Genomic DNA, 18760 nt, shown 5'->3' with positions numbered 1-18760 from the left:
ATGACATTATTTAAAGAGTTTAAAGAATTTGCTGTAAAAGGCAATATGATGGATATGGCAGTCGGTATTATTATTGGTGCTGCATTTAACAAAGTAATCGATGTTCTGGCGAAAAAAGTAATTTTACCGCCATTGACTTTATTAACCAGCGGCGTTAATTTTAAAGATCAACGGCTAATTCTTAAAGATGCGGTTTTAGATGCTACAGGGAAAATATTAACCGATGAGGTTGCTATTGGTTATGGCGCATTAGGTGAAGCTTTAATCGATTTTTTAATTATAGGTTTTACTATTTTTATTGTAGTAAAATTTATGAATAAATTACGAAATAAAGCACAAGATTCTGAAGATAAAACAGTGGCAACACCAAAGGATATTGAGTTGTTAGGGCGTCTTACTGATTTAATGGAAGAGCAGAATAAGTTATTAAAATCGAAGTAGAATTATGGGAAAGACAGGACGAGATAAAAACACAAAGAATAAAGCTAAACACTCTAGGTTAATGGACCAAAAGAAGAATAAGAAAAAAGCTGAAGTTGCGTTGAGAAAAGAACGATTAAAGGAAATTATTAAACGTTCTAAAGAGGAAAAGAGTTAGTTTTAATCTTCCTTATTTTCAAATGCAGACTCATTACGCTCATTATATTTTACATTTTCTTTTATAAGAATATCGATGGGTAAATATGTCTTAGAATTTGGTGCTTTATTTTGAACCAAATAATCAGTTAATATACGCACGGCTTCATAACCCTGATCGAATGGTTTTTGAGATATTAAAAAAGAAACCGAATCGTTTAATAAACATTCAATGTTTTGAGGTGTGTTATCAAAACCAATCAATTTAATATTTTCTAAGGTTTTATTTTCTATACAATCTACAATAATGTAAATTCTACTCGAAGGAACAAAAATGCCTTTAATTTCAGGGTTTTTAATTAAATAGCTGTTTATTTTTTCTTTAGTTTCTGCCGTATTATCTAAGCTATCTAATTTTAGTGTTTGGCTTTTAGAGCTAACATTGTTTTTTAGAAAATAATCATTGAATCCTTTTATTCGGTTCGATACGGCATTGTTTTTTAATATATTATGTCGTGCCTGAAGAATTAAAAAAGTTTCAGCATTTGGACTGCTAAAATGCATTAACTTTCCAGCAATATATCCAGCTTTGTAAGAGTCTTGCCCAACAAAAGCCATGTTTTTAAACCCATCAATATCAATGTTTAAAAATAAGTAAGGAATATTTTTATCTTCTAAAAGTGCTACTATTTTTTTTGTTTCTTTCGAAAAATTAGGTACCATTATTACAGCCGTAGGTTCCGATGCTAATAAGGTTTTAAAAGTATCGAAATAGGAGAGTGCATCGTATTGATTAAAAGAAAAATTGTTAACCTGAATACCAAAAGTTTTTAAATCATCGGCCGCTTTTAAAATGCCCATATGTGGTGATTTCCAAAATAAATCGTCTGCATTATGTTTAGGCATTAGCGTTGCAATTATGTGCTTGTTTTTCATGGCAAGAGCACTAGCAATAGGGTTTACACTAAAGTTATGACGATTAAGAATTTCTCTAATTTTCGCTTCTGTTTTTTTAGATACGCCACCACGGTTATGAATAACACGATCTACTGTACCTTCGGAAACTTGGGCTTCTTTTGCAATATCTTTTATAGTAATCATCTTAAATAGGTTAAGTTTAAGTTTATAAGAAACAATTAAAAATTGAAATTATAGAACTTTAATTTTAAGCAATTTAGTTAAAAATAATTAGTTTTAGTGTGCGCACACTATTTTTTTGTTATATTTGTGTGTGCGTACACGAAAACGTGCTATTAAAGAAAAATTCAACTATCAAAACTATGAGTAAAGTAATTGTTTTAACAGGAGCAGGAGGCGTTATTTGTGGCGCATTAGCCAAAGCATTAGCCAAAGAAGGTCATAAAATAGCCGTTCTAGATTTGCGCAAAGAAGCCGCAGATATTATTGCAAACGAGATTAATGCCGATGGAGGTGTTGCAATTGGTGTTGCTGCAAATGTTTTAGAAAAAGAATCGTTACAAGACGCTAAAGACATTGTGAATGCTAAATTAGGCCCTTGCGATATTTTAATAAACGGAGCAGGAGGAAACCACCCATTAGGAACAACTTCTAATCCTCATTTTGCTGAAGCAGATTTAGATAATAAAACAGAAGGATTTAAAACCTTTTTCGATTTAGATCCTACAGGAATTAAATTTGTATTCGATTTAAACTTTCTAGGCACTTTGTTACCAACACAAGTTTTTGCTAAAGATATGGTAGGCAAAAAAGGATGCAGTATTCTAAATATTTCATCTATGAATGCTTTTACACCGTTAACAAAAATACCAGCATACAGTGGTGCAAAAGCTGCCGTATCAAACTTTACACAATGGTTAGCAGTACACTTTTCTAAAGTGGGGATTCGTGTAAATGCATTAGCACCAGGTTTCTTTTTAACAGATCAAAACAGAAGTTTACTTACCGAAAGCGATGGTAGTTTAACACCACGTGGTAATCAAATTATAGAACAAACACCAATGGGTAAATTCGGTGAGCCGGAAGATCTAATAGGCACAACATTGTGGTTATGTGGAGAAGGCGCATCATTTGTAACAGGTGTTGTAATACCAATCGATGGCGGTTTTAGCGCTTATAGTGGTGTTTAAATAAATTAAAATTCTACGAGGTTTTCAAAAACCTTGTAATAAAAGTATATAAAATATGGAGCAAACATGGCGTTGGTATGGACCAAATGATCCCGTATCGTTATCCGATATAAAACAAGCAGGAGCAACGGGTGTTGTTTCGGCATTACATCATATTCCAAACGGACAAGTATGGACGGTAGAAGAGATTCAAAAAAGAAAAGATACTATTGAAAAAACGGGTCTTACTTGGAGTGTTGTAGAAAGTGTACCCGTGCATGAAACTATTAAAACGCGCTCTGGTAACTTTCAAGAGTATATAGATAATTATAAAACCAGTATTCAAAACTTAGCAAGTTGTGGTGTGCATATTGTATGTTATAATTTTATGCCTGTTTTAGATTGGACACGTACAGATTTAGGGTTTGAAGTGGAAGATGGATCTAAAGCTCTCCGGTTTGATGTAGTTGCTTTTGCGGCATTCGAGTTGTTTTTATTAAAACGCCCTGGTGCAGAAAATGATTATTCTTCAGAATTACAAGCCGAAGCTAAAGTTTACGCCGAGAATCTTTCCGAAGCCGATAAAAAACAATTAATTAATAATATTATTGCGGGATTACCAGGTGCTGAAGAGGGTTATACTTTAGAGCAATTTCAAACGATACTAGATACTTACGCCGATATTGATGCGCAAAAATTAAGAGAGAACTTAGCGGCATTTTTAAAGGAAATTATTCCTGTAGCATCTCAAAACGAGGTGTTAATGTGTATTCATCCAGATGATCCTCCTTATGCTATTTTAGGATTGCCAAGAGTGGTAAGTACAGAGGAAGATTATGCTTATTTATTTGCAGAAGTACCAGATAGATCGAACGGAATTACATTCTGTACAGGATCTTTAGGTGTTCGTGCCGATAATGATTTGGTGAAAATATTTGAGCGTTTTGCAGATCGTGTTCATTTTTTACATTTTAGAAGTACCCAACGTGATGCAAAAGGAAACTTTTATGAAGCCAATCATTTAGAGGGTGATGTTGATATGTATAGCGTAGTAAAAGCTGTAGTTTTTGAAGAAAGAAGACGAAAAGCTGCAGGTATGAAGGATGCTTTAATTCCAGTACGTCCCGATCATGGGCATCAAATGTTAGACGATTTAGGTAAGAAAACAAATCCAGGGTATTCTGGAATAGGAAGGTTGCGTGGTTTGGCAGAATTGAGAGGTTTAGAATTTGGAATTTCGAAAAGTTTATAAATTATGAGTACTATAAATTCAAAAAACTTTATAAATGATAATTTTTTACTGAATTCTGAAGTTGCTGAAACATTATACCATCAGTACGCTAAAGATTTACCAATTATAGATTATCATAATCACTTATCTGCTAAACAAATTGCCGAAAACAAACCTGTTAGAAATATAACAGAAGTTTGGTTAAAAGGCGATCACTATAAATGGCGTGGTATGCGCGCTAATGGTATTGAAGAGTTTAATATTACAGGAGAAGCATCATTAAAAGATAAATTTTTAAGCTGGGCAGAAACGGTACCTTATACTGTTAGAAACCCGCTTTTTCATTGGACGCAGTTAGAATTAAAACGTTATTTTGATATCGATGACATTCTGCAACCAAGTACAGCAGAATCTATTTACGAGAAAGCAAATAGTATTTTAGAAAATAAAACACCGGCGCAGCTTTTAGAAGATATGAAGGTAGAAGTGGTTTGTACAACCGACGATCCATCTGATGATTTATTATTCCATAAAGAGATTTCTAAAGGTGATTTTTATACTAAAGTATTACCAACTTTTAGAGCAGACAATCTTTTCTTTATAGGAAAACCGGATTTTTTAGACTATTTAAAAAAGCTTGGAAATACGGCTGGTTTTAAAATTGATTCTCTTGAAACCTTTTTAAAAGCGATAGATGAACGGATTGTTTATTTTAATGGATTAGGATGTAGATTATCTGATTTTGGAGTAGGTGAAGCCTTAGAAATGGTTGATTTTACCGATGAAGAGATTCATACTCTTTTCGAAAAGAAATTAAATAACGAAATCCTTTCAACTGTAGAAATAAACATATATCGCTCGTTTTTATTTTTATATTTAGGAAAAAAATATCACGAATTTAATTGGGTACAGCAATACCATTTGGGACCAATAAGAAACAATAATTCTCGATTGGTATCGCAAGTTGGATTAGATGCTGGTTGCGATTCTATAGGCGATTTTCCGATGGCAGAATTTATGTCGAAATTGTTTAATACACTCGAATCAACAGGTCAATTAGCCAAAACGATAACTTATAATTTAAATCCATCACAAAATGAAGTATTCGCCACAATGATGGGGAATTTTCAAAGTGCAGATGCTCCTGGAAAAATGCAATGGGGTTCCGGTTGGTGGTTTTTAGATCAAAAAGATGGCATGGAAAAACAACTAAACACGCTTTCTAATATGGGCTTATTAAGCCGATTTGTTGGAATGTTGACCGATAGTCGAAGCTTTTTATCTTTTCCAAGACATGAATATTTTAGAAGAATTTTATGTAACCTAATGGCAGAAGATATTAAAAGTGGACTTGTACCAAATGATATAGAATTTATTGGAAAATTAATTCAAGACATTTGCTATTATAACGCTGTTAAATATTTTAACTTTAAATAAATAAAGATCACCACTAAACTAAACTAAATAAGAATGATGAATAGAATAATATATGCATTTTTAATTTTGTTCGTTATGCAGGGCTGCAAGAAAAACGACGATGTTAAAATGATGTATTTAGCGCATACATTACCACAAACACATCCCGTTCATAAAGGGATTTTGGAGTTTCAAAAAGCTTTAAATGAAAAATCGGGAGGAAAAATACAAATTAAAATTTTCCCTGATGGCCAATTAGGATCAGAACGTGAAGCCTTAGAATTACTTCAAATTGGAAGTGTAGCAGTAACTAAAGTTAGTGCAGCAACGTTATCTAATTTTGTGCCAGAATACCATATTTTAGGTATTCCATATTTATTCAGAAATAAACAACATCAATATGATGTTTTAGAAGGTGAAGTTGGAAAAGCTATTTTAGAGAAAGGTAGTAAATTTTGGTTACGAGGTTTGTGTTATTATGATGCGGGTAGCCGTAGTTTCTACACATCGAACAAAGCCATACGCAAACCAGAAGATTTAAAAGGTCTTAAAATTAGAGTGATGAATAACCAAATGGCTATTAATATGGTGGAAGCTTTAGGAGGCTCTCCAACACCAATGGCTTACGGAGAATTGTACACTGCTATACAACAAGGTGTGGTTGATGGTGCTGAAAATAATCCTCCATCATTTGTATCTTCAAATCATTATGAAGTAAGCAAGTATTATACTTTAGATCAACATTCTTCTGTGCCAGACGTATTATTAATAGGTACAAAGTTTTGGAATAAATTAACCGATCAAGAAAAACAATGGGTTCAAGAAGCTGCAGATGAATCATCTCAAGCTGAAAAAGTATTTTGGCAAAATTCTGTTGAAGAATCTATGGCTACAGCAAGAAAAGCAGGTGTAGAAATTATAATTCCAGATAAATCTTTATTTCAAGAGCAATCAAAATCTGTGTTAGAAGGTTTCGAAAAAGAACATCCAGAAATGAGCGAACTTATCAACAAAATTAAAAACCAATAGGTATGAAAAAAGCAGATATTCTTTTTAATAAAGTATGTCGAATTATGGAAATTATTTTAGTTTTTATATTCGGTTTATTGGTTATAGATGTTTTAAGTCAGGTGTTTTCAAGATATGTTTTAAATACCTCGTTTGCCTTTACGGAGGAGTTAGCTCGATTTTCTTTAATTTGGTTATCTATTCTTGGAGCTGCTTATTTAAGCGGAAAAAGAGAACACTTATCTATGGATTTCTTGTATCAAAAATTTTCAGGTAAAACAAAGAAAAAAGCACTCATTTTTATTGAAATCTGTATCTTTTTATTTGCCTTAATCGTTATGGTAATCGGTGGTTTCAATTTAGTTTATACTACATTACATTTAGGGCAATTATCTGGAACATTACGGATTCCTTTAGGTTACATTTATGCTATTTTACCAATAAGTGGCCTTTTTATTATGTGTTTTTCCGTGTATCATTTAGGAAAAATTAATGCTAACGAAATAACCGAATAATTATGAGTATTGAAGTAATAAGTATTATCGTATTATTTGTCAGTTTTTTTACACTATTAATGTTGAGAGTGCCAGTCGCTTATAGTATTGGTATTTCTACAACAATAAGTTTATTATTGAATATAGATAAATTACCAGGGTTAACAACCATTGCACAACGTATGACGACTGGTATTGATAGTTTTGCACTTTTAGCCATTCCGTTTTTTGTATTGGCAGGAGAAATTATGAAACAAGGCGGTATAGCCAACAGATTAATAAATTTTGCAAAATCTTTAGTAGCAAGCTTACCAGGAGGTTTAGCTTATGTTAATGTATTAGCGTCGATGTTATTTGGTGCTATTTCTGGTTCTGCTATTGCTGCAACTTCTGCTATTGGTAGTATTATGACCGATAGAATGGAAGAAGAAGGTTACCCAAGAGAATTTAGTGCATCGGTAAATATTACCTCGGCAACTACAGGTTTGTTAATTCCTCCAAGTAATATTTTAATTGTTTATGCTTTAGCAAGTGGTGGTACAGCATCTGTGGCGGCACTATTTATTGCAGGTTATCTACCTGGGATTTTATTAGGTGTTGCAATTATGGCTTACATTGCTTTTGTAGCTATTACACGAAAATTTGCTAAAGGACATCGTGCACCATTGTCCTTAATATGGACGTATTTTAGAAAAGCTTTTTTTAGTTTATTACTATTAGTGATTGTTGTTGGTGGTATTGTAGCTGGTATTTTTACAGCAACCGAAGCCTCTGCTATTGCTGTTCTATATGCTGGTGTTTTAGCATTGATTTATGGTGATGTAAAAGCTAAAGATTTTCCTTCTATTTTATTAACTAGTGCAAAAACTACAGCAGTTGTAATGTTTTTAATTTGTACATCTATGGCGATGTCTTGGTTGTTTTCTTTTGAAGGTATTCCGGAACTTATAAGTAGTTTTTTATTGGAGCAATTCAGTAATAAAATCGTTATATTTTTAGTGATTAATTTAGTGCTTTTAATTATTGGAACTTTTATGGATATGACGCCAGCAGTTTTAATATTTACACCAATATTTTTACCAGTAGTGGTTGCATTAGGCATGGATCCTGTACATTTCGGTATTGTATTAGTACTTAACTTATGTATTGGGTTGTGTACGCCGCCCGTTGGAACTATTCTCTTTGTAGGTAGTGGAGTTGCTAATGTATCAGTCTCGCAAGTTATAAAGCCATTAATTCCATTTTTGATTATAATGGTAGTTGTTTTACTTTTAATTACTTATATCCCTGCAATTTCAATGTTTTTACCGCAACTTTTAGGGTTGTAAGTATAAATATACTTAATCTAAATATTAAGGTTGAATTTCTAAAAACGCTCATTTTTTTATGGTGTTTCTAGAAATTCAACCTTATTTGTTTAAAAAATAAACTGTATAGCACGAGATTGGGGTGTTTTTCATGCTGAGAAAGGAGTGATTTTTTTGAAAAAATTCTCGATATATCTATTTTTTTTTAGGTAACCTTAATATTGCTTGTTAGAAACAGGGTTTTCTCTAACATAGGTTTTTCCTTTAAAAGAAATATGGTAATCACTTTCAAAAAAACGGCTAGGTAAGTAATAATCGGTAGTAATTATTTGTGCGCCAGATTTTTTTGCATCTTCGAAATGCGTATAATCGTTAGCTCTTGCTTCTTTAGTTCCAGCATCGGCACGTGTTCTAATAATATAGCCTTTAGAAACGAGGTTTGATATAGTAGAATCTTCTGGATTATTTCTTATTAAAGCTGCCGCTTCTGGTGTTCCAGGTTCAGCATTTACAAATAATACACGGTTTTTTAAAGAAGGATGATTTTTTATATATAAAGCACGTTTAGCTTTTGCATCATCTAAAATAAAAAGAAACTTTCCGCGCGAAGCTTTTAAAGTTGGCCAGTTATTATTTAAAATAGCTTCTTCTAAGGTAACGTGTGTACCTCTAACATCGTCTGGAGTTATAAGTTTACCTCTGCCAAGACCTGCAATTAAAGCATCATCTAAATTTTTAAAAGCGGCTTCAGTAAAGGTTTCAGGCGTTGTTCCAAATCTATTAGTCTCCCCATCTTTAGCTTCCAAAGTAATAAATACAGGTTCATGCGTTGGGTGTGCATCCGACCACGTTTTTATGGCTAGTAAACACGCTTCTAAAGTGTTGTAGTGTGTTCTAAAATCAATATCAGGTATGTGTAAAACTTTAAAACCTGGTTTTATCATGTCTTTGTTCATGTCAAAACCTTCTTGTGGCTTAGCAAGCTGTAACCCTTTAGGATTTGCAAATTTTCCACCTTCCGTGTCAACGTAAACATCTATTTCTAAATTTCGTAAACCTAAATCTAACTGTTCTGGTATCGTGATGTGATCGTATTGTATTGACTTCATTTTATCACTTTGCGATTCTAAAAAGGTATACAATTTATCTTCTATAGCCTTTTTATAACTGTTGTGAGAGCCAATAACTTGTATTTGGTTAATGTGTAATGTATCGTGCTGTGCAAACATGTTAAAACTAAAAAACAGAAGGAGTAAAGTGCTGTAACGTTTCATAAAATAAGATTGAATTAAGGTCAACAAAAGTAGAACGTTAAGTTTAATGTTGTGTTAATAAATTGAAAACAAAATATAAAGATTTTCTTTCAGATTAATCAATTAAAAATTATTTAACGTATTGTTTTTTAGTGTTTTAATGTTGTTTTGCTGGGATTGTGAGTTATGCTTTATTTAATAATGAGATAACAATAAGGTAAAATAAAACGGCTTAATATTTTATTTTTTTGCAGTCTCTAAGATCACAAATTAATGTTAAATATTTAAACTCTCAACTTTATGTAACAATTAAAAGGAACCCTTATTTACAAATTAAAACCGTAGCTGCTGGAACAACTACGGCTAAATCATTAAGCATTGTAAAACCAATCACTTAAAAATGTACACTAAAAATAATTTTTTTACACTAAAAAACATAGCTTTTTTAGTTTTATCTATACTATTATACCAAAGCGGGTATTCACATAGTGTCTCAACAAGGTCTATAAATTTTTCAAAACAAGCTGTTCAAAAAACAGTTAATGGTGTTGTTGTAGACGAATCTGGGGTGCCATTACCAGGAGCTACTATTGTTTTAAAAGGAACTTCTACAGGAGCTTCTACCGATTTTGATGGTCTATTTTCTATACAAGCAGCCATTGGGCAAACCTTGCAGATTTCTTTTGTAGGTTACGAAAGTAAGGATGTTGTTATTGCATCTACAGAGTTAAAAGTTTCTCTAAAGCCATTAAATGCCATGTTAGACGAGGTTCTAATTGTTGGTTATGGACAACAAACAAAAAAGGATTTAACAGGAGCTGTTACCCAGCTTTCTGCAGGCGATTTTAAAAAGGGAGTAAACCTATCTCCAGACAATTTATTACAAGGTAAAGTTGCTGGTGTTCGTGTGGTACAATCTAGTGGAGAACCAGGGGCTGGTGTTAATGTATCTATTCGTGGTGTGGGATCTATTCGTAGTGGTAGTTCCCCATTATTTGTTGTAGATGGCGTACCGTTAAGTAATAATAATGTTAGTGCGGCGAGCCCCAACGTTGGCTTAGGTAGCTCTAGTGCTAAAAACCCGTTAAACTTTTTAAACACAAGCGATATTGCTTCTATTACGGTTTTAAAAGATGCTTCGGCAGCAGCTATTTATGGAGCTAGAGGTTCTAACGGTGTTGTAATTATTACAACCAAAAAAGGAAAAACTGGCGATGCTACTATAACAGTAGATTCTTATTTAAGCGTTGCTTCTGTTATTAAAAAAACAGATGTTTTATCGGCTAGTGAATACAGAAATGCTATTACAGAGCCGGCTTACGATCACGGCGGAAATACAGATTGGCAAGACGAGTTGTTACGCAGTGCCGTTACACAAAACAATAATTTCTCTTTCGCAAAGAAAACTGAAACCGGAAATTACTACACATCTTTATCTTTTATGGATCAAGAAGGGATTGTTGAAACTAGTGGGTTTAAACGAACTACGGCGCGTTTAAATGCAGAAGAATCTTTTCTAGATAACAAACGATTAAAGGTTAAAGTGAATTTAACAGCGAGTCAAATTAACGAAACAGGAGTTCCTAATGGAGCTAATGCAGGTTCTGACGGACAGTTAATTATTCATGCTTTAATGGCCAACCCAACACAACCTGTTTTTACTGAAGATGGCGGTTTTACCAATTTCAACTTAAACCAGAATTATAATCCCATGTATTTATTAGACATTTATGATGATCGTACACAAACTTTACGTGTTTTAGGTAACATAGAGACCTCGTTTAGAATTATTGATGGTTTAGAATATAAATTTAACTATGGTATAGACCGTTCGGTTTCCGAAAGAAATTCTACTATTTATCCAAACGCGACCGATAGAACTCCGGATGGTGCTTATGTTCAGAATAATTTAGATTCACAAAGTACTTTAATGGAGCATTATTTAACCTACCGTTTTGATTTAAATAAAAGCAAATTTGAAGTTTTAGGAGGGTTCTCTTATCAAGAATTCGATTTCTCAGGAACAAACTTTTCTTTAACAGGAATAGATGAGCAGGATACAGGTGTTGCACCAGAATACGATCCTGGTTATTCTGGAGAGCAATCTGGCGTTGGCGGATATGCACAAGTAAACGAGTTACAGTCTTACTTTGGAAGATTAAACTACAATTTTGACGATAAATATTTATTAACAGCATCTTTAAGAGCCGATGGTTCTACACGTTTTGGTGAGAATAATAAATATGGTTATTTCCCTTCTTTTGCATTAGGTTGGAATTTGGATAACGAAAACTTTATTGGAGAAGCAGAAAATATCGATCAATTAAAATTAAGAATGAGTTGGGGACAAACCGGTAACCAGGAAGTTCAAAATAAAATTACCCAAGCGAGTTACTCGCAATCGGCTTCTGGTGGATATTATTTGTATGATGATTATAACTTAATTAATGGTATTGTAGTAAACCGTACGGCTAATCCGGATTTAAAATGGGAAGTTGTAACGCAGCTTAACGTTGGTGTGGATTTTAGTTTATGGAACAATAAACTATACGGGTCTTTAGATTATTACAACAAAACAACAACCGATGCTATTTTAAATATACCATCCGAGCCATTGAGTCCAACTACAACAGTTTGGAAAAATATAGATGGAAAAATTGTAAACAAAGGATTCGAGTTTTCTTTAGGTACAAACCTTATAACAACCGACGATTTTTCATGGAATTTAGATGTTAATGGAGCAACATTAAACAATGAAATTCAAGATTTACCAGTATCAGAACTTTATTCTGGAGATGTTGCAGGTCCTGGCTTATCTGGTGTTTATGCTAATATTTACAAGAGTGGTTACGAGGCGGGTTCTTTCTACATGTTAAAACATTTAGGTTTTGATGCTGACGGAAAGGATATTTTTGAAGATTTTAATAATGATAGCGTTATTAATACGGAAGATCGCCAAATATTCGAAGGCGCGCTTCCAAACTTCACTTTTGGTTTAAATACAAATTTAAGTTACAAACGTTGGGATTTAAGCTTAGCATTTATTGGCCAAACAGGTGGTTTATTGGTTAACAATACCAACTTAGCATTAAACATTAATAATATTGTTTCGGATAGAAACGTATTATCAGAGTTTTATAACGATGGTGCAAGTTTTACTAACCAACCTCAATTATCTACGCTGTATTTAGAAAAATCTGATTTTATTCGCTTAAACAATGCAAGACTTGGATATTCTATAGATACCGATGCACTTAATATTACTTGGTTGCAAGGTCTAAATCTTTATGTAAGCGGACAAAACATTTTTACAATCACCAATTATTCAGGCTTCGATCCATTAGTAAACAGCCCTCGTGCTGCTGGAGGAAATCAATCTATTGGTATAGATTATACCACGTATCCTTCTTCAAGATCATTTTTACTTGGTGCAACTTTAAAACTATAATTTATGAAAATTTCAAACATAATATCAAAAACAGCTTCTGTTTTTATGCTTAGTACACTTGTTTTTAGTTGTACAGATTTAAATGAAGAAGTGATAGATGAAGTGATTGGAGGCGCAAGCTCTAATCCGGAAAGTGCTATGGCAGCTGCTTATGGGCAATTAGCAAATAGAACATTTACAGATCACGGAAACGTATTTGGTTTACAAGAATACCCTACCGATGAGTGTATGTTACCAACACGAGGAAGCGACTGGGGCGATGGTGGAAAATGGCGTGCATTAACCGAGTTTACTTGGGGAACTAATAATGCAGCTGTTTCAGGAACTTGGAATAACTTAACAAGCGGTATTACAAAAACCTTAACAGCCATTGAGTCTTTAGAGGAAAATCCAGATTATGCCAATTACGATTTGTTTTTAGCAGAAGCGCGTGGTTTATTAGCACTTTATGTGTACAATACCTTAGATTTATTCAACCAAGCACCATACAGAGATCCTTTTGCAGTAGGTGCTCCATTAGAAATTCTACAAGGAGAAACAGAAATGGACAACTTAATTTCCGATGTAGAAGCTATTATTCCTAGTCTTGTAAATTTAGGCGAAAACCAAACTTACAATGGTCGTTTTACTAAACAAGCTGCTTATGCATTATTGGCAGATATGTATTTGAATAGAGCCGTTTTTAAAGACCGTTATAATGCAAGTTCTAGTTTTAATTTTACTGAAACGGCTGTTGATAACGATGGAAACGATATGGATAAAGTAATTTATTACACATCGCTTTTAATAGATGGAGGCTTTAATTTAGAGAGTAACTATTTTGATAATTTTGCTATAGATAACACCAACGGATCGGAAATTATTTTTGCTGTAGCTCAAGAAAATGATAACATTAGATCTAGCGATAACGATTTTGCATACATGTCTACTGGTCGTGCGCAAAAACAAACACCAGATAACCGCGGTACAAACGGATCTTGTGTAGAACCTGAGTTTTACTATACTTGGGATGGAAATCATGACGATCCTCGTTTTCATCGTTACTATCAATATAGTGATGGGACTTGGTTTATGAACGATGGTACAACTGGATCTGTACCTGCTGAAGATACAAGAACCGACACTGGAAAATTACGAGTACATTTTAACCGTGGTTTACAAGAAGGGCAACAGTATGGGCCAACATTAGATGGTGAAGGTGGTTTTAATATGACGACCGATGGGCGTATTGCTATCAGCATGTTATACATGGAAAAAAACACAAGTACGCCTATGGATTACACACCAGATTTAGATTTTAGCAATCCAGTAGAAGCCGTGTTTTCTCAAGATGAAATTAATCGTGGTGTACGTAATTTTAAATGGGAATTCGATCCAAATTATGGCAATGGAAACTCTGCAGTAGATGTGCCATTGTATCGATTAGGAGGTATGTATTGTATGCGTGCCGAAGCTTATTTCCGTAACGGAGAAACAGCTTTAGCGCTTGCTGATATCAATATGTTAAGAACCAGTAGAACGCGTGAAGCACTCTTCGGAAATGCGCCAGGTGTTGCTATTACTTCTTTAGATGAAACAACCCTATATAACGAGATTGGTTTCGAGATGTATTGGGAAATGTACCGAAGAAAACAAATGATACGTTTTGGAACTTTTGATGATGCCTACACTGCAAAATCTGTTACGGAACCGTATTTAAGAGTGTATGCTATTCCGCAGGCTACTATTGATGTAACCGATGAAATTAGTCAAAATTTCGGGTATATTAACTAAGCGTCAGTTTATTTAAACTGGTAATATTAAAAATCTCAGGCTTTTGGTCTGGGATTTTTTTGTTTGTAAATGGATGAAAATTTGAGTTTTCAGAAAAATAATTATTTAGTTAAAATTCAATTTAACACCAATTCGTCCTGGAGCAAATGTTAAATCCCAATGTACCTTTTTATTGTTTTCATTATATTTCTGCTCATATCTAGAATCTAAATACTTATCAATAGATTCTACTATTAAGATACTCATTACGGTTCCAAATACAACATCAGAAAACCAATGTTTACTAATAATTATTCTTGTAAAACCTGGAATCATTCCCACAGTATATATACCAGCTTTTACCCAAGGATTATTAAACTGTTTACCAATAGCATAAGCATTAGCAAAAGATAAAACGGTATGTCCAGAGAAAAAGGAGTCGTAACCTTCAGCTTTCTCAAAAAACTTTAAATCAAAGTTATTTGCAGATTCTCCCGTTAAAGGTCTCGCTCTATTTAATATACGTATGCTAAGCTGTTGTAAAAAACCTCCAGTAATGGTAGAGGCAATCATTAAAACTCCTGTTCTGCGTAGTTTTTCATTTTTTATAAATAAGCCAGTAAAGTAAACAGCACTAGATAGTCCGTAATTACCTTCTGGTCGAGCGTAATGGCCACCAAATTCTAGAAGATCATTTGATATATCATTTCGAATGCCATCAGTCCAATTATCAATTTCATCATCGCCCAAAGTTAATATGGCGGTTCCAGTAGCAATTCCGGCAAAGTTAAGCCATTCTTTACCTTTCCAATGTGCTGGCCTGCTAAAAGCATGGCCAATACCACCTCCAATACTTCCTATATCATATTTGAAGTTTTGCCATGTTGTTTGGTTTTTTAATGATTCTATTGTTTGTCCACTAATATAACATGAGCACAAAAGTAAAAATAGAAAAAATATGTTTTTCATAAGTTAAATATAAGTAGGCAGTCTAAGGATGGCGTTTATAAAAAAATGTTGCAAATATAAATCATTATTTGGGGTACAGCTACATATTTTATAGTTGTATTGATGGTATAGTAATTTTGTCGAGTAGCCACTATTAAGAATGTAATAATTATAATACTTTCTTGGCAACTAAAACTACCTTATTGTTCTCCATATTTGTTGTGAAGAATAGGTAGACTTCACCACCATCTTTAATATTAAGTTTTTTTCTGATATTTTGCACCGTTTCCGGGAAGTTTCTTGTGGTAATATTAGCTTTAATAAAACCTGCTTTTTTTATTGCTTTTTTGTTATAGGGGAGTATAGTTTCAATTTTAAAAGCCCTTCCGGGGAAAGTTCTAAGATTATCACTTGTATATAAATGCGAATGTTTATGAAGTTTAGAAACTATTAATTGTTTAGATATAGAATGGAAAGCGCCCGATTTTAAAATGGCAGCATTAGGCTCATATAAATAGGTGAGTGGCTTGCTATAACTTGAATCTGTTATTTTTTCTTCATTTAAAATAAAATTAAACGATTCAATATTATCTTTTTTTAAGTTAGAAGTTTCAATACTTATCTCTCCATTAAAATCGGATTCTAAAATCCAAAGCAATTCTTTTACTTCGTTATTTACAGCAATAACATGTATAGTTTTTACATGTTTTAATTCACCAATACCAACCGAAAAATCGAGTAGTGGTGATGTTTTTATCATGATGTTTTTACTGCGTTTAAAGAGTAAATCTAAATGCTCAGGAACATTTGGCAAACAGTCGTTTAAAAAAAAAACTTTGCCTTTGCTGTCGTGTCTCCTAGAAGGATCGATATAAATCCAATCGAAACTAGACGTGCTGCTTTTTAAATATTCTACGCCATCTGTACATGGCGTTTCAATATTTTCAATGCCAAGTTGTTTGTAGTTGTGTTTTACTATTTGCGAGAGTTGTGGGTTTATTTCGCAATGTGTTACGCTTTTAAAGCGTTTAGAAAAGTATAAACAATCTACGCCAAAACCGCCAGTTAAGTCTATTACAGTTTCGCCTTGCATTAAATTGGCTTTGTGTTGCGCTGTAATTTCCGAAGAAGTTTGCTCAATATTTAGCTTATTAGGAAAATAGATATTTTGAGTATTAAACCAAGTAGGTAATTTTTTTTCACTTCGTTTTTTTGCTTCAATTTGTTCTATAATAGAACTAGTTTCAATATCAGGAAAGTTGGTGCCTTTTAATAAAACAGATGTAATATCTGCATGTAAATTGGTATCAATAAATTTTTGAGTTTCCGTATTTAAAATAGAGGTATTCAAACTAGAATTATAATCCTTTAGTTAGTTTTTTTACAATTTTGTTTTCAGCCAAAAACTCTTTTAAAATCACTTTTATAACGGTGTAAGCAGGCACTGCTATAATTAAACCAATAATACCGAAAAGGATTCCCGTTATTAAAATAATCAAGAATATTTCTAAAGGATGTGATTTTACACTTTTAGAAAATATAATGGGTTGACTTCCAAAATTATCAATTAATTGCCCAATCATGAATACAATAAATACCCAAAAGGTTTTTGGTAAAATAACATTACTAAAGCTTTCGTCTAAATTGCTTGTCATGGTTAGGATAAGCATCAAAGCAGCTCCAATTAGTGGGCCAACGTAAGGAATAAGGTTTAACAAAGCGCATAAAAATGCAATAACAATAGCATTTTCTACACCAATAATTAGTAAACCAATGGTATAAATAATGAATAAAATTAATATTTGAAAAATAAGACCTACGAAATAACGTGATAATAAATCCTTAATTTTAGTTGAAGAGTTTTTCCAGCGAGACTCTTTGTTTTCTGGTATAAAAGTGAGTAAGCCATTTTCGAACAAACGGCTATCTTTTAAAAAGAAAAAAGAAATAAACAACACAGAAAAGAAGCCTATACTAAAACTACCAAGTCCACTTAAAACCGAGTTTAAAAAATCGGGAATCATGGCGAAATTAACTTTTGATAGTAGATTAGAATCTTTTAAAGATTGCTCAACATCAATTTCATGCAAATCGAAATAAGTCATAAATTGGACATATAAATTCTCGATATTGCCTTGTAATGCGTCAATATCTAAAAGTGATAAATTTTGTCCTTGTTTAATAATTAAAGGAATAAACAAACCTACCAAACCGATAAATAAACTAAGTAAAATGAGCATCGTTACAATTACAGCAATGGTATTTTTAAATTTTAATTTACGCTCTAAGAACAAGACTATTGGACGTCCAATTAACGAAATTACTGCTGCTATAGCCACGTAACCAATCACCGATTGTATTTGGTATAGAAAATATAAAGTAAGCGCTACGCCTAGAACTATGGCAATGGCTTTGAGTATACCGTTTGAAATAGTGTTTGAATTCATGTTGTAAATATAATATTATTTAGGGCTAAATTTTTAAGACTTGTAGAGTTTTTGAAACTTGATTTACTTTTAGAAGATTTCAACGAGCTCAGTCTAACAATAATATTTAAATAGACATCATAAACGGTAGACGGTTTAGTTTTAAAAAAGTTGCTTAGTTATCTCGTAAACTGCAATATTTGTAGCTTGTACAACATTCATGCTACTGTTCTGACCAAACATATCAATATGAATTACATTATCGGAAAGATTTAAAATAACTTCGGATACTCCGAAGTTTTCATCGCCAATGACTAAAACTATTGGTTTTTCAGTTGAAAACTTAGCGGTATGGATAGGTTGACTTTTATCCGTTATTTCTAAAGAAATGATTTGATGATTATTTTTTTTAAATTCTTTAACAACTTCTATAGCCGATTCATAAATTTCATAATTAACTACTTTTTCTGTTGCTCGAGATGTTTTTGATACTTTACGCCCCAACTGAATATTTTCACCGCAAAGCACTAGTTTTTCAACACCAAAAGCATCGGCCATTCTAAACAAACTACCAATATTTGGTGCATTAGTTACATTGTCGCAAACCAATGTTATTGGGAATGTGCGTTTCTTGAAGTTGGAAGTGTAGTGGGTGAGTTGCAATTTTGTTCTGTTATTAGTTGTTTTTTTTTATTAATTAAAGTGAAAAGCCTTTCCGCAAATATAGCTAGAATGACTGGTTCTATATCCAAAGCAACATGTTATGCCATCAGGACATTCATCATAATGAAAATTAGAAAAACCAGTTGAATAG

16 protein-coding genes are annotated in these 18760 nt (G+C 32.9%); 10 read left to right on the top strand and 6 right to left on the bottom strand.

Annotation, left to right across the window (positions count from 1 at the left end; all coding sequences use genetic code 11):
• Nucleotides 1–441 carry a large conductance mechanosensitive channel protein MscL gene (mscL, locus tag M4I23_RS06095; RefSeq protein WP_158849744.1) on the top strand — a complete coding sequence of 147 codons (441 nt, stop codon included), beginning with the start codon at nt 1–3 and terminating at the stop codon, nt 439–441.
• A 4-nt stretch (nt 442–445) separates the two neighbouring features.
• Nucleotides 446–598, top strand: a complete 153-nt coding sequence (locus M4I23_RS06090) for a hypothetical protein (RefSeq protein WP_199269861.1) — start codon at nt 446–448, stop codon at nt 596–598.
• Nucleotides 599–600: 2 nt separating this feature from the next.
• On the opposite strand, the gene M4I23_RS06085 is transcribed toward M4I23_RS06090, so the two are convergent.
• Nucleotides 601–1677 (bottom strand): substrate-binding domain-containing protein, encoded by a 1077-nt coding sequence (locus M4I23_RS06085; protein WP_249753789.1) that lies wholly within the window; start codon nt 1675–1677, stop codon nt 601–603.
• A gap of 179 nt (nt 1678–1856) precedes the next feature.
• On the opposite strand from M4I23_RS06085, the gene M4I23_RS06080 reads away from it, so the two are divergent.
• Genes M4I23_RS06080 through M4I23_RS06055 form a run of 6 tightly spaced genes read left to right on the top strand, consistent with a single transcriptional unit; the run spans nt 1857 to nt 8140 of the window.
• Nucleotides 1857–2684 carry an SDR family oxidoreductase gene (locus tag M4I23_RS06080; protein ID WP_158849748.1) on the top strand — a complete coding sequence of 276 codons (828 nt, stop codon included), beginning with the start codon at nt 1857–1859 and terminating at the stop codon, nt 2682–2684.
• A 55-nt stretch (nt 2685–2739) separates the two neighbouring features.
• Nucleotides 2740–3915 (top strand): mannonate dehydratase, encoded by a 1176-nt coding sequence (uxuA, locus tag M4I23_RS06075; protein ID WP_158849750.1) that lies wholly within the window; start codon nt 2740–2742, stop codon nt 3913–3915.
• A gap of 3 nt (nt 3916–3918) precedes the next feature.
• The gene (uxaC, locus tag M4I23_RS06070) at nt 3919–5331 is read left to right on the top strand and encodes a glucuronate isomerase (protein ID WP_249753788.1); all 1413 of its coding nucleotides are present in this window, start codon (nt 3919–3921) and stop codon (nt 5329–5331) included.
• Between the two features lie 33 nt (nt 5332–5364).
• The gene (locus tag M4I23_RS06065) at nt 5365–6339 is read left to right on the top strand and encodes a TRAP transporter substrate-binding protein (protein ID WP_249753787.1); all 975 of its coding nucleotides are present in this window, start codon (nt 5365–5367) and stop codon (nt 6337–6339) included.
• Nucleotides 6340–6341: 2 nt separating this feature from the next.
• Nucleotides 6342–6833 (top strand): TRAP transporter small permease, encoded by a 492-nt coding sequence (locus M4I23_RS06060; protein ID WP_158849754.1) that lies wholly within the window; start codon nt 6342–6344, stop codon nt 6831–6833.
• 2 nt (nt 6834–6835) lie between these two features.
• Complete coding sequence (locus tag M4I23_RS06055) at nt 6836–8140, top strand: TRAP transporter large permease (RefSeq protein WP_199269862.1); 1305 nt, start codon at nt 6836–6838, stop codon at nt 8138–8140.
• A gap of 194 nt (nt 8141–8334) precedes the next feature.
• Here the strand turns inward: M4I23_RS06055 and M4I23_RS06050 are convergent, their stop codons facing one another.
• Nucleotides 8335–9393, bottom strand: coding sequence for a phosphatidylinositol-specific phospholipase C1-like protein (locus M4I23_RS06050; RefSeq protein WP_249753786.1), 1059 nt, complete (start codon nt 9391–9393; stop codon nt 8335–8337).
• A gap of 379 nt (nt 9394–9772) precedes the next feature.
• Here M4I23_RS06050 and M4I23_RS06045 point away from each other — a divergent pair, with 379 nt between their 5' ends.
• A complete protein-coding gene (locus M4I23_RS06045; protein WP_249753785.1) occupies nt 9773–12820 on the top strand; it encodes a TonB-dependent receptor in 3048 nt (1015 codons plus the stop codon).
• Between the two features lie 3 nt (nt 12821–12823).
• Nucleotides 12824–14593, top strand: a complete 1770-nt coding sequence (locus tag M4I23_RS06040) for a RagB/SusD family nutrient uptake outer membrane protein (protein WP_249753784.1) — start codon at nt 12824–12826, stop codon at nt 14591–14593.
• 105 nt (nt 14594–14698) lie between these two features.
• On the opposite strand, the gene M4I23_RS06035 is transcribed toward M4I23_RS06040, so the two are convergent.
• The 4 genes from M4I23_RS06035 to M4I23_RS06020 form a co-directional block, all read right to left on the bottom strand.
• Nucleotides 14699–15541 (bottom strand): phosphatase PAP2 family protein, encoded by an 843-nt coding sequence (locus M4I23_RS06035; RefSeq protein WP_249753783.1) that lies wholly within the window; start codon nt 15539–15541, stop codon nt 14699–14701.
• 148 nt (nt 15542–15689) lie between these two features.
• On the bottom strand, nt 15690–16871 hold the full coding sequence (locus M4I23_RS06030) for a class I SAM-dependent methyltransferase (protein ID WP_249753782.1): 1182 nt from the start codon (nt 16869–16871) through the stop codon (nt 15690–15692).
• Nucleotides 16872–16878: 7 nt separating this feature from the next.
• Nucleotides 16879–17967, bottom strand: a complete 1089-nt coding sequence (locus M4I23_RS06025) for an AI-2E family transporter (protein ID WP_158849766.1) — start codon at nt 17965–17967, stop codon at nt 16879–16881.
• A gap of 141 nt (nt 17968–18108) precedes the next feature.
• On the bottom strand, nt 18109–18609 hold the full coding sequence (locus M4I23_RS06020) for a TrmH family RNA methyltransferase (RefSeq protein WP_249753781.1): 501 nt from the start codon (nt 18607–18609) through the stop codon (nt 18109–18111).
• Nucleotides 18610–18760: the final 151 nt, after the last annotated feature.

This window comes from Algibacter sp. L4_22, assembly GCF_023473045.1.
Classification (GTDB): domain Bacteria; phylum Bacteroidota; class Bacteroidia; order Flavobacteriales; family Flavobacteriaceae; genus Algibacter.
The sequence above is the reverse complement of the archived record's forward strand: the minus strand, read 5'-3'. Positions and strand labels throughout refer to the sequence as shown.

Coding starts and splice junctions, on each gene's coding strand:
- M4I23_RS06025 (WP_158849766.1), bottom strand. CDS start 17,967: ATGAATTCAAACACTATTTCAAACGGTATACTCAAAGCCATTGCCATA.
- uxuA (WP_158849750.1), top strand. CDS start 2,740: ATGGAGCAAACATGGCGTTGGTATGGACCAAATGATCCCGTATCGTTA.
- M4I23_RS06060 (WP_158849754.1), top strand. CDS start 6,342: ATGAAAAAAGCAGATATTCTTTTTAATAAAGTATGTCGAATTATGGAA.
- mscL (WP_158849744.1), top strand. CDS start 1: ATGACATTATTTAAAGAGTTTAAAGAATTTGCTGTAAAAGGCAATATG.
- M4I23_RS06055 (WP_199269862.1), top strand. CDS start 6,836: ATGAGTATTGAAGTAATAAGTATTATCGTATTATTTGTCAGTTTTTTT.
- M4I23_RS06085 (WP_249753789.1), bottom strand. CDS start 1,677: ATGATTACTATAAAAGATATTGCAAAAGAAGCCCAAGTTTCCGAAGGT.
- M4I23_RS06090 (WP_199269861.1), top strand. CDS start 446: ATGGGAAAGACAGGACGAGATAAAAACACAAAGAATAAAGCTAAACAC.
- M4I23_RS06045 (WP_249753785.1), top strand. CDS start 9,773: ATGTACACTAAAAATAATTTTTTTACACTAAAAAACATAGCTTTTTTA.
- M4I23_RS06035 (WP_249753783.1), bottom strand. CDS start 15,541: ATGAAAAACATATTTTTTCTATTTTTACTTTTGTGCTCATGTTATATT.
- M4I23_RS06080 (WP_158849748.1), top strand. CDS start 1,857: ATGAGTAAAGTAATTGTTTTAACAGGAGCAGGAGGCGTTATTTGTGGC.
- M4I23_RS06065 (WP_249753787.1), top strand. CDS start 5,365: ATGATGAATAGAATAATATATGCATTTTTAATTTTGTTCGTTATGCAG.
- uxaC (WP_249753788.1), top strand. CDS start 3,919: ATGAGTACTATAAATTCAAAAAACTTTATAAATGATAATTTTTTACTG.
- M4I23_RS06050 (WP_249753786.1), bottom strand. CDS start 9,393: ATGAAACGTTACAGCACTTTACTCCTTCTGTTTTTTAGTTTTAACATG.
- M4I23_RS06040 (WP_249753784.1), top strand. CDS start 12,824: ATGAAAATTTCAAACATAATATCAAAAACAGCTTCTGTTTTTATGCTT.